Genomic DNA, 11,150 nt, shown 5'->3' on the forward strand with positions numbered 1-11,150 from the left:
GGCCGGCCCCCGGTCATCGCCCGGGGCCTACGATCGCCGCGTGGACATCTCCCGACCCTGGACACTGAGCGATCGCGCGAACCGCTGGTTCGACCGACTCCTCGTGCTGGCACTGTCGAGTCTGTTGGTGTTGCTGGGGTGGGGCGGCGTCGGGTCCGTCGAGACCGTGCTCTGCCTGCTGCAGATCGTTCCGTTGTGGTGGCGCCGCTCCCACGCCACCGCGGTCTTCGCAGCGGTGGCGGCGGCCAGTGCGCTCCAGGTCTTCCTCGTCTCGGACCCCATGCCCAGCCAGCTCGCGTTTCCGATCGCCGCCTACTCAGCAGCCCGCTGGGGTGGACGAGCAGTGCCCACCCTGACCCTCGCTGTCACCCTTGTCGCCGCCGCGGTGGGTTCGTGGAGTTGGACCCACCAGTACGCCCGAGGGTGGAGCGACTACCTGACCTTCTTCGTCACGGCCGCGGCCATCGCCGTCTCGGCCTGGGCGCTGGGCGTCGCAGGGCGACAGCGCGATCAGCACCTCGACGGGTTGGTGGAGCGCGCCCGGCAGGCGGAGCGGATGGCGGAGCGCGACGTCGCGCTCGCCGCCCAGGACGAGCGGTCCCGTATCGCGCGCGAGATGCACGACGTCGTCGCCCACGGTCTGTCGGTGATGGTGGTCCAGGCCGACGGGGCCCGGTACGCCGCGCCGAAGGACCCGCAGGCTGCGGTCGATGCCCTGGCGACCATCGCGGCCACGGGGCGTGAGTCCCTCCAGGAGATGCGCCGGCTCCTCGGGCTCCTGCGGGTGGGGGACAGCGGAGTGGCGCCGCAGCCGCGACTCGAGGACGTACCTCGGCTGGTGAGCGAGGCTGCAGCAGCCGGGATGCAGGTGGAGGCCGACTTCGGGGAGTCCGACTCGTCCGAGTTGGCCGAGGTGCCTGAAGGTGTCGGCCTCGCCGTCTACCGCGTGGTGCAGGAGGCGCTGACCAACGTGCGCAAGCACGCCGGGCCCGACGTACGCGTGCGTGTGCGGGTGGCCCGCACACCGTCCGCACTCGAGGTCCTGGTCATCGACGACGGGCGCGGGGCGACGGTCCCGCCCGACGGCGCGGGTCTCGGACTGCTGGGGATGCAGGAACGCGTCAGCGTGCACGGCGGCCGTCTGGAAGTGGGCCCCGTGGTGGGCGGCGGCTGGCGGGTCCAGGGCAGAGTTCCCCTGTGAGCACCTCAGGAACGCCCGAGACGCCGCTGCACGACGCAGCCATCCGCGTCTTCCTGGTCGACGACCAGCAGATGGTCCGGGCCGGCTTCACGATGCTCGTCGAGAGCCAGGACGACATGACGGTGGTCGGCGAGGCCGGGGACGGCGGGGAGGCGCTGGAACGACTCGCGGTGACAGCCGCCGACGTCGTGCTGATGGACGTACGCATGCCGCGGATGGACGGCGTCGAGGCGACGCGGCGGCTGCTCGCCGAGCCGGGAGCGCCGCGGGTGATCGTGCTGACCACCTTCGACCTGGACGAGTACGCGTTCGCCGCCATCCGCGCCGGAGCGTCCGCGTTCCTGCTCAAGGACGCGACCCCGCCCGAGCTGCTCGGTGCGATCCGGACGGTGCACGCCGGTGACGCAGTGGTCGCGCCCAGCACCACGCGCCGCCTGCTCGACCACTTCGCCGGACTGCCTGAAGCCTCACCCGCTCCTGCCCGGGAGCCTTCGGGCCAACTCGCCTCCCTGACCGAGCGAGAGCTCGACGTGCTCCGCCTGATCGCGGCCGGTCGCTCGAACACCGAGATCGCCGGGGACCTGACGGTCGCCGAGACCACCGTCAAGACCCATGTCGGACGGATCCTCGCCAAGACCTCCTCACGTGACCGGGTCCAGCTGGTCGTGCTCGCCTACGAGAGCGGACTGGTCCAGCCCTGACACCGCGGGTCATCCCGGGGTAGGACGTCACGGCAGTGCGTACGACCGGGGGAGGAGCCGAGGTTCGGTCCGTGGGGTGACGATCTCGCAGGCGTCGGCCGCGAGGCTGGTCGTATGACCACCGCCACCACTTCACGCCACCGCCCACTCGACCCTGCCCCTGACGTCGCCGCTCGCGCCCGGGGGCTCAGCAAGACCTACGGGAAAGGTGAGAGTGCCGTCCACGCCTTGCGAGGCATCGACCTGGAGGTCCGAGCCGGTCGCTTCACCGCGATCATGGGCCCCTCGGGCTCGGGCAAGTCGACGCTCATGCACTGCCTGGCCGGACTCGACGGCGTCACCAGCGGGGAGGTCACCGTCGCCGGACGCGACCTCAGCGGCCTCGACGACACCGAGCTGACCCTCTTCCGTCGTGAGCACATCGGTTTCGTCTTCCAGGCTTTCAACCTGCTGCCGATGTTGACCGCCGGGCAGAACATCGTGCTCCCGCTCGAGCTGTCGGGACGCTCCCTGGACCGCGAGCGCTACGACAAGGTCGTGGACGTCCTGGGCATCGCCGACCGATTGGGGCACCTCCCCGGCGAGCTCTCCGGGGGGCAGCAGCAGCGCGTGGCCATCGCCCGCGCCCTGGTCGCCGACCCCGCCATCGTCTTCGCCGACGAGCCCACCGGCAACCTCGACTCCGAGGCCAGTGCCGAGGTGCTGGGTCACCTGCGGCGCTCGGTGCGGGAGCACCAGATGACCGTGGTGATGGTGACCCACGAGCTCGACGCGGCCGCCTATGCCGACGACGTCGTGGTGATCCGCGACGGCGCGGTCGCGGCACACCTCGTCGAGCCCACGCAGGACGAGCTCGTCGCCGCGCTGCGCAGCAAGGTCGCCTGATGCGTACGGTGCTCTTCGCCTCCCTGCGCCACCACACCCGCAGGTACGTCGCCTCGGCGCTCGCCGTGATCATCGGGGTCGCCTTCATCGTGGCCACCGACGGACTGGCCGGGGCCCTGCGCGACGGGATGACCGCTGACGTCGGCAAGCCGTACGCGGGAGCGTCCTACGTCGTGGAGACCCAGGATCTCGAGCAGGTCCAGGCCCTCGTCGAGGCCGGAGCGCGTGAGGGGTTCGGCGTCCAGCCGATCGCCGAGAACTGGACCTCGCTGCGCGTCGAGGGACGAACGGTCGACAACATCACTCTCGGCACCGTCGCACTCGACCCCGACCTGCGTTGGCAGGAGCTCGTCGCAGGTCAGCATCCGACGGGGCCGGGTGAGGTCGTCGTCGACGAACGGACGGCGGCGCGTGCCGCTCTGGACGTCGGGGACGAGGTCGTGATCCCGTTCGCCGAGAAGGAGGGCGCGTTCCGGGTCGTCGGCATCAGTGACGCCACGGTCGGTGCCGGGGCCGACGTCTACCTCCTGTGGTCGGACATCGCTGCGGACCAGAGTGTCTGGGTGCGAGGCGTGCTCTGGAACGGGACCTTCTCCGCCGCCGACGAACTGACCGACGGTGCAGTGATCTGGACCGCCGAGGAGCACGTGCGCGATCTGCAGAAGCAGATCACGCAAGGCGTCGATGTCATCTCCCTGATGGTGATGCTCTTCGGTGCCATCGCCCTCGGGGTCGCCATCCTGGTCATCACCAACACCTTCGCGATCCTCTTCGCCCAGCGCACCCGTGACTTCGCGTTGCTGCGATGCGTCGGGGTCACCCAGCGGCAGTTGCGTCGTTCGGTGCGGATCGAGGCGATGGTGCTGGCCATCGTGGCTGCCGGGGTCGGGGTCCTGGTCGGAATGGGTGCCGCATGGGCCTTCGGCAGTGTGCTCGCGCGCCGCTTCGACGCGATGGGGCAGGTCTCCTTCTCGCCCGCCTGGGTCATCGGTGCCGCAGTCGTCGGCATCCTGGTGACGGTCGTGGCTGCGTGGCTCCCGACCCGGGCCGTCACCCGTGTCTCACCGCTCGCAGCTCTGCGCCCTGACGCCGGGGTGGGGATCAGCACTCCGGCCGGTCGGTTCCGGATCCTGCTCGCCACCCTGATGATCGCCGGTGGTGTGGCTGCCCTGGTGGCGGCCATGGCGAACAAGGAAGCAACGACTGCAATTCTGCTCATGTTGGCGGGCGGGGCTCTCAGCTTTGTCGGCGTGCTCCTGCTGGGGCCGCTCCTGATCCCTGCACTCCTGCGTGGGGCGGGGCGCCTCATCAGCCGCAAGGGGCCGGCAGGTGCTGTGGCGCGTCTGGCCACCGGCAACTCCGTGCGCAACCCGCGCCGTACGGCGACCACCGCCGCGTCACTGATGGTCGGGGTCACCCTGACCACTGCCGTGCTCACCGGGCTCCACGTGATGTGGGCGGGCCTGAGCGAGGAGATGGACACGTCCTACTCCCTCGACATGGCGGTGGCCGTGATCGGGGCGGAGCCGCTCCCCGATGACATCGCCCGCAGGGCGGCCGAATTGGACGGGGTCGACGACGCAGTCCTGGTCACCGGCGGCCGGCACGAACTCCTGACCGGTACGGAGTCCGTGCTGCTCGGAGTCCCTGACACCTCGATCCTGCGTGGGTCCGAGGACGTGCTGCGAGGTGCCGACCTGGTCGTCCCGCACGAGCTGATCAACGTCCTGGGGGAGCAGGACCTGGAGCGGTACTACGCCGACGGCACCGTGACCGTCCGGGGCGTCGACGGTCCGTTGGTGGTGAAGGTGCGGTCCACCGACGCCTACGGCGGCACGGTCGTCCTCGACCCAGCGGTGCTGGAGAAGTTGGTCTCCGCGCCTGAGCCGCGCGCGCTCTGGCTGCGAGCCCAGGACGGTGCTGACGCCGGTGACCTCGAGACCGCGTTGAACACCTTGCTTGGCCGCTCCGACCTGGTGTGGAGCGGCGACTACGAGGAGCGCACCTGGGTGGAGACCCAGATGAACGTGATGACCGGTGCGGTGGTCGGACTGCTCGGGGTCGCGATCGTGATCGCCCTGATCGGTATCGGCAACACCCTCGGGCTCTCGGTGATCGAGCGGGGACGGGAGAACGCGCTGCTCCGCGCGATGGGCCTGACCAAGCCACAGCTGCGCCGCACGCTGGCGGTCGAAGGACTGCTCGTCGCCATGGTCGCCACCCTCCTGGGGATCGCCATCGGGCTGGGGTTCGCCTGGGTGGGGATCGAGGTGCTGGTCGCGGAGATGATCGACACCTCCTTCGCGGTGCCGGTCCGGCAACTCGCCGTGGTGCTCGTCGTGGCAGGTGTGAGTGGGGTGCTGGCCAGCGTTCTGCCCAGTCGCCGCGCGGCCCGCGTCAGTCCGGCTGAAGGGCTCGCGCTGCAGTAGCCGGCGCGCCAGCCAGCACTCGGGTCGGTCATGAGGTGGTGACCGACCCGAGCAGCTGGGTGGAGGTTGGCCCCGTGCCAGACTTCTCGCCGTGACCCTGCTCCGGATCGACTCGTCCTGGCTGGGACTCGGCGGCGTCTTCGGGGGCAAGATCATCGCCGAGACCATCCGGGTGGCCGGGGCGCACCCTGAGGTCGCTGACCTCTCGGTCGCGTCGGCGTACGTCTCCTTCCTCGGGACCGTGACTCCCGGCGAGGTTGACTTCGCCACGCGCGTCACCCACCGAGGTCGACGCACGGCCACCGTCGACGTCGCCGTGGTCCAGGGGCGTGATCTGGCCACCGGGCGGGTGAAGCTCGCGGTTGCCGGGGCCGAGGACCTCTGCGGCCCGGCCCGACTCAAGGCGTTCCCCGGGCCCGAAGACGTGGAACCGTACGTGGCGCCGTACGGTGCCCTTGCCCACGACGAGCACCTCGAGGTGCGGCCCTTCAGCACGGTTCCTGACGAGGGGGTGCCGAGCGTACGGGCGTGGGTGCGGGCTCGCGTCGGGGCCGGACTGGGGGTGGGGACGGCAGCTGCCCTGCTGGACATCGTGCCGCCCAGCCTCTTCTTCAGCGGCCACCCGCCGACGTTCGTGCCGACCATCGACTTCCACCTGCACCGTCAACCCCGCGACGAGGACCTCGAGGGCCAGTGGCTCCTGGCCGAGGCCCGCACGGAGTGGGCCGACGGGGCACTGTGCGCCGAGACGACGACCCTGCACCGCCCTGACGGCACCTTCCTTGCCCGGGGGACCCAGACCAGGCGGATCGTTCGCGACTGACTCAGGTGCCGTTCACAGCTGGATCCGCGCCCGGGGTCCCGCCGCGCCGCGGTTGCCCATCGGTTGCGCGGGCGCCCGGCGGTTGACGAACTGCTCGCGGTAGAGGCGGGCGTACAGGCCGTCCTCGTCGGCGAGGAGCTCCTCGTGGGTGCCCTGCTCGACCAGCCTCCCGTCGACCAGGCCGAAGATCACGTCGGCGTTGTGGATGGTGCTGAGGCGGTGGGCGATGGCGAGTGTCGTACGTCCTTGGGTCGCCCGCTCCAAGGCCTCCTGGACGAGCCGCTCGGTCTCATTGTCCAAGGCGCTGGTGGCCTCGTCGAGGATCAGGATGCGCGGGTTCTTCAACAGGACTCGTGCGATCGCGATCCGCTGCTTCTCGCCTCCCGAGAGCCGGTAGCCGCGCTCGCCGGTGATGGTCTCGTAGCCGTCGGGGAAGCTCATGATCCGGTCGTGGATGTTGGCGTCGACGGCGGCCCGGACGATCTCGTCAGCGCTGGCGCCCGGCTTGGCGTAGGCGATGTTGTCGCGGATGGTGCCGTGGAAGAGGTAGGGCTCCTGGGTGACCATGCCGACGCAGTCGGCCAAGGAGGAGAGCGTCAGGTCCCGTACGTCATGGCCGTCGATGAGGACCTGTCCGCGACTGACGTCGTGGAACCGCGGGACCAGATAGGTGGTGGTGGTCTTGCCGGAGCCTGACGGACCGACCAGCGCAGCCATGTGGCCCGGCGCGATGGTGAAGCTCAAAGCCGACAGGGTCCAGTCGTCCTCGGTGGCGGTGGAGACCGCGTCGATGGCCTCGGCTGCCTCGTCGAAACGGCTGCCACCGGTGGCGCCGGTCAGGGCGCGTGGCTCGGGGTAGCGGAACCAGACGTCGCGGAACTCGACCTCTCCGCGCAGGTCCTCGGGGCGAATGGTGACGGCGCCGGGCCGGTCCACGATGGCGGGCTCGAGGTCCAGGTACTCGAAGATGCGCCGGAAGAGCGCCAGGGACGTCTGTACGTCGAGGGAGACCCGCATCAGCTGGATGAGCGGCATCTGCAGGCGGGCCTGGACAGTGGTGAACGCCACCAGGGTCCCGGCGGTCAGGGCGTCGTCACCCCCGGGGACGCGGTCCGTCAGCAGGAACCCGGCGAAGAGGTAGATGATTGCGGGGGTGATGGCGAAGAAGGTCTGGACGGTCGCGAAGAAGAGCCGCCCGGTCATCGCCTGCTCGACCTGGAGCTTGGTCTGCTCGAGGTTGGCCCGGCGGTAGCGCTCCGCCTCCGCCTCCCCACGGTTGAAGACCTTGGAGAGCAGGATCCCGGAGACGCTGAGCGACTCCTCGGTGATCGCCGTCATCTCGGAGAGGTTCTCCTGCGTCCGCCGTGCCAGCACCTGGCGCCGACGCCCCACCCGCACCTGCAACCAGATGAAGAGCGGCATCAGGACCACGGTCAGGATCGTCAACTGCCACGACAGGATCACCATGGAGATGAAGGCCGCCGTGACGGTGACCGAGTTCTGCAGGATCGAGGTGGCGGTGTCGGTGAGGACCGTGCGTACCCCGGCGACGTCGTTGGCGAGCCGGGACTGGATGGCGCCGGTCTTCGTGGTGGTGAAGAAGGCCAGCTCCATCTTCTGCAGGTGGGAGAAGAGCTCGCTGCGCAGGTCCGCCATGGCGGAGTTCCCGATGGTGGAGGTCAGCCAGTTCTGGGTGATGCCCAGGAGCGCGGCCAGGACCGGGAGCACGCACATCCCCGCGACCAACCATCCCAGCAGGGTGAGGTCGGGTCCGCCGTCACCGAAGAGGGCCTGGTCGAAGACCGCTCGGGTGAGGAACGGGACCATTGACGAGAGCACCGCGGCCAGCACGACGACGCCGGCGACGGCGAGCATCCTCGACGAGTACGGCCGCAACAGGTGGGCGATGCGACGCAGTACGGGGCGGTTGTTCGCCTGGAGTTCTTCGGGGCTGAGATGGGTGACGCGTGGTCCGCCGCGGGGCATGGGTCCTCCTGCGTGACCAGGGTGTCAGGGGTCGTAGAGGGTCGTGGGGAGAGGGTCGTGGGGATGGCTGGAAACAGTCTGCCGCAGCGACGAAAGGGGCCGCTCCGGTGGGAGCGGCCCCTGTGTCGTTGTACTCGGTCAGACGTGGGTGGGTGCGGCTGTCTCCTTGCACTCCAGCTGCTGGAGCAGCTTGTCTCCCTCGACGTCGAGGTCGGGAAGCGCCTTGTCGAGCCACTTCGGCAGCCACCAGGCCTTGTCGCCGACCATGGACATGACCGCCGGCACCAGGGTCATCCGGATCAGGAAGGCGTCGATCAGGATGCCCACGGCGAGGGCGAAACCCATCTGCTTGATCATCGGGTCACCGTTGAAGATGAAGCCGGCGAAGACCGAGACCATGATGATCGCGGCGGCCACCACCACTCGGCTCGACTGGGTGAAACCGTGCACGACTGCGTCATTGCCGCTGCGCCCGTGGACGTAGGACTCACGCATCGACGAGACCAGGAAGACCTGGTAGTCCATCGCGAGGCCGTAGAGCACACCGGTGACGATCACCGGCAGCAGCGCGAGCACCGGCCCGGTGCTGTCGAGTCCGAAGAGGCCGTTGAGCCAGCCCCACTGGAAGAGCGCAGTGGTCGCGCCGAAGGTGGCCAGGATGCTGAGCAGGAAGCCCACAGTGGCCTTGAGTGGCACCACGATCGAGCGGAAGACCAGCAGCAGCACGATCAGGGAGAGGCCCATCACCACGGCCAGGTACTTCGGCAGCACGTCAGCCATGTTGTCGGCGATGTCGATGCCCATGGCGGTGACCCCGGTGATGCCGATCTCGAAGCCGTACTCGTCGGCGTACCGGGCGGACGAGTCACGGATCTCGTGGACCAGGTCCTCGGTGGTGGCGTCGGTCGGGCCGTCGGCCGGCACCACCGAGAGGAGAACGATCGTGCCGTCCTCGTTGGCGCCGGCCATCGTGGCACTGGCGGCCTCGTCGTACTCACCCAGCTCAGTGGTCAGGGCGCCGAGAGCCTCCTGGGAGATCGGGTTGCCGTCGACCGACCGGGCCACCGCGATCAGGGGACCGTTGAGTCCTTCTCCGAAGGCGTCGCTGACGGCGTCGTAGCTCTCGCGCTGCTCGGTGCCGCTCGAGTAGGACTCCCCCGAGGGGAGCCCCAGGCGCATGTCGGTCATCGGGATCGCCATCACCGCGGTGAGGGCGACGACCGCCAGTGCGGCGGGGAAGCGGAACCGGACCAGGAAGCGTGACCAGCGAGTGGCGGCCGGGTGGTTCTCGGTCGCATGGTCGGCGTGGGCGGCCCGAGCCTTGTCTGACGCGATCCGCTCGCCGACGAAGCCCAGCATGGCGGGCAGCAGGGTCAGGGCGATCAGGACCGAGATGGCGACGGTGCCGGCGGCGATCAGTGCCATCGTGGTGAGCAACGAGACGTTCGCGACGACCAGGGCGACCAGGGCGATGATCACCGTGGTGCCGGCGAAGAAGACGGCGCTGCCTGCGGTGCCCAGGGCGCGGCCGGTGGCCTCCTTCGCGTCGAGGCGGCGCTCGAAGATCAGGGCTCTTTGCCGGTTGACGATGAAGAGGGCGTAGTCGATGCCGACCGCGAGCCCCAGCATCAGCGCCAGCACGACCGAGATCGAGTTCAGGTTGAAGAGGAACGACAGCGCGAGCGCGGCGCCGATGCCCGACGCCACGCCGACCATGGCGGTCAGGAGGGGGAGCCCGGCAGCGACGATGGAGCCGAGGGTGATGAACAGCACGATCGCGGCCACGGCGATGCCGACGACCTCACCGATGCCGACCACCTCGGGCAGGCCCACCAGCGCAGAACCGGGGAGTACGTCGATGTCGGCCTCAGCGGCCGGCGTGCGGGCTGCCTCGACCGTGTTGTCGATGGTGTCGGGCTCGAGCTCGATCACCTGCTTGGTGAACTGGAACTGGAGCAGGGCGGTGTCGCCCTCGGCGGTGACGATGACTCCGGGGACCGGCTGGCCGTCGATGACCAGCGGGACCGGCTGGCCCTCGATCGGTGCCTGCTGGGCCTGCTGGGCCTCTGGCCCCGGGCCCTCCGCCTGAGCGGCGGCTGCCTCAGCCATGGCAGCCCGCGGATCGATGACCTCGTCGATCCCGTAGACGCCCTCGACTGCTTCGGCCAGTGCCGCTGCCTGCTCCGGGTCGTTGAGGTCGGCGCCCTCCGCGGCCTGGAAGACCAGCGAGCCCTGCCCGCCTGCCGCCTCAGGAAGGGCGACCGTCAGGTCGTCGACCAACTGCTGGGCGGGGGTTCCGTCGATGCGGATCTCGTTGCTCAAGGTCGGGGGATTCACGGCGATGGTGACGCCCAGGACGAGCAGGATGCCCAGCCAGGCGAACAGCACCTTCAGGGGGTTGCCGAAGGCGGCTTTGCCCACGCGATAGAGGAACGTCGACACGACGGTGGTCCTTAGAACTGGAGGGGTATGGTCAAGTGATAGGACACTATCAGTGTGGGTGACATGAGGGAGGCGAGGAGATGGCGGAGACGAGAGGTCGCCGACGGGACGCGTCACGCAACCATGACCTGATCGTCGACGTCGCGCGCCGATCCCTCCGCAGTGGTGTCTCCCTGTCGCTGGAGACCATCGCGGCCGAGGCCGGGGTCGGCATCGCCACCCTCTATCGACACTTCCCCAACCGGGAGTCGTTGGAACGCGAAGTACGACGGGTCATCTTCACCGAAGAGGTCGAACCGTTGCTCGAACTCATCGACGAGGAGCGCCCCCGCTGGTCCTTCCTCGAGATCAGCGAACGTCTCATCGACCTCGTGGTCGCGCACAGCATCGGCAGCGGAGCCCCGATCAATCTCTTCGAATCGATCCGTGACGCCCACGACGAGTTCACCGCTCCCTTCGAGGAGCTCGTGCGCCGTGGAGTGGAGGAGGGTGAGTTGCGCGCCGACCTGGAGGTGGATGACCTCCTGTGGCTGCTGCACATGTTCGTCACCGGTTTCAGCGTCCCGGAGGCAACCCCCGCCATCCGCCGACGCCACCTCTCGCTGGTCTTCGACGCGATCACGCCCGGTGCACACGAGCCATTGCCGCCGACGGACCGCTGATCTGGGATGCTTGCGCAGGCG

General features: G+C 69.3%; 8 protein-coding genes. 6 read left to right on the forward strand and 2 right to left on the reverse strand.

The annotated features are described in order from the left end of the window. Nucleotides 1–40 precede the first annotated feature (40 nt). The 5 genes from DNK52_RS05595 (at nucleotide 41) to DNK52_RS05615 (ending at nucleotide 6,039) form a co-directional block, all read left to right on the forward strand. Nucleotides 41–1,201 carry a sensor histidine kinase gene (locus DNK52_RS05595; protein ID WP_110240026.1) on the forward strand — a complete coding sequence of 387 codons (1,161 nt, stop codon included), beginning with the start codon at nucleotides 41–43 and terminating at the stop codon, nucleotides 1,199–1,201. Continuing rightward, the gene (locus DNK52_RS05600; RefSeq protein WP_275426136.1) at nucleotides 1,198–1,902 is read left to right on the forward strand and encodes a response regulator; all 705 of its coding nucleotides are present in this window, start codon (nucleotides 1,198–1,200) and stop codon (nucleotides 1,900–1,902) included. Before DNK52_RS05595 ends, DNK52_RS05600 begins: the two co-directional genes overlap by 4 nt. 114 nt (nucleotides 1,903–2,016) lie before the next feature. Beyond that, nucleotides 2,017–2,787, forward strand: coding sequence for an ABC transporter ATP-binding protein (locus DNK52_RS05605; protein ID WP_110240027.1), 771 nt, complete (start codon nucleotides 2,017–2,019; stop codon nucleotides 2,785–2,787). Further along, nucleotides 2,787–5,216: an ABC transporter permease gene (locus DNK52_RS05610; protein ID WP_110240028.1), complete on the forward strand. Its 2,430-nt coding sequence runs from the start codon at nucleotides 2,787–2,789 to the stop codon at nucleotides 5,214–5,216. The genes DNK52_RS05605 and DNK52_RS05610 overlap by 1 nt, the downstream gene beginning before the upstream one ends. A gap of 91 nt (nucleotides 5,217–5,307) precedes the next feature. Beyond that, nucleotides 5,308–6,039, forward strand: a complete 732-nt coding sequence (locus DNK52_RS05615; protein WP_162598633.1) for a thioesterase family protein — start codon at nucleotides 5,308–5,310, stop codon at nucleotides 6,037–6,039. Nucleotides 6,040–6,051: 12 nt separating this feature from the next. Here DNK52_RS05615 and DNK52_RS05620 read toward each other — a convergent pair whose 3' ends face one another. Together DNK52_RS05620 and DNK52_RS05625 are read right to left on the reverse strand one after the other, a co-directional pair. Further along, nucleotides 6,052–8,025, reverse strand: a complete 1,974-nt coding sequence (locus DNK52_RS05620) for an ABC transporter ATP-binding protein (protein ID WP_110240030.1) — start codon at nucleotides 8,023–8,025, stop codon at nucleotides 6,052–6,054. A gap of 138 nt (nucleotides 8,026–8,163) precedes the next feature. After that, entirely contained in the window at nucleotides 8,164–10,467 is a 2,304-nt protein-coding gene (locus tag DNK52_RS05625; RefSeq protein WP_110240031.1) for an MMPL family transporter, read from the reverse strand. Between the two features lie 80 nt (nucleotides 10,468–10,547). Here DNK52_RS05625 and DNK52_RS05630 point away from each other — a divergent pair, with 80 nt between their 5' ends. After that, a complete protein-coding gene (locus DNK52_RS05630) occupies nucleotides 10,548–11,129 on the forward strand; it encodes a TetR/AcrR family transcriptional regulator (protein ID WP_110240032.1) in 582 nt (193 codons plus the stop codon). The last annotated feature ends 21 nt before the right edge of the window (nucleotides 11,130–11,150 follow it).

The organism is Nocardioides gilvus, assembly GCF_003194605.1.
GTDB classification, from domain to species: Bacteria; Actinomycetota; Actinomycetes; order Propionibacteriales; family Nocardioidaceae; genus Nocardioides; species Nocardioides gilvus.

What these genes read in the sequence shown, in the direction of transcription:
- DNK52_RS05605 (WP_110240027.1), top strand. Translation starts at nt 2,017, where the DNA reads ATGACCACCGCCACCACTTCACGCCACCGCCCACTCGACCCTGCCCCT.
- DNK52_RS05610 (WP_110240028.1), top strand. Translation starts at nt 2,787, where the DNA reads ATGCGTACGGTGCTCTTCGCCTCCCTGCGCCACCACACCCGCAGGTAC.
- DNK52_RS05620 (WP_110240030.1), bottom strand. Translation starts at nt 8,025, where the DNA reads ATGCCCCGCGGCGGACCACGCGTCACCCATCTCAGCCCCGAAGAACTC.
- DNK52_RS05630 (WP_110240032.1), top strand. Translation starts at nt 10,548, where the DNA reads ATGGCGGAGACGAGAGGTCGCCGACGGGACGCGTCACGCAACCATGAC.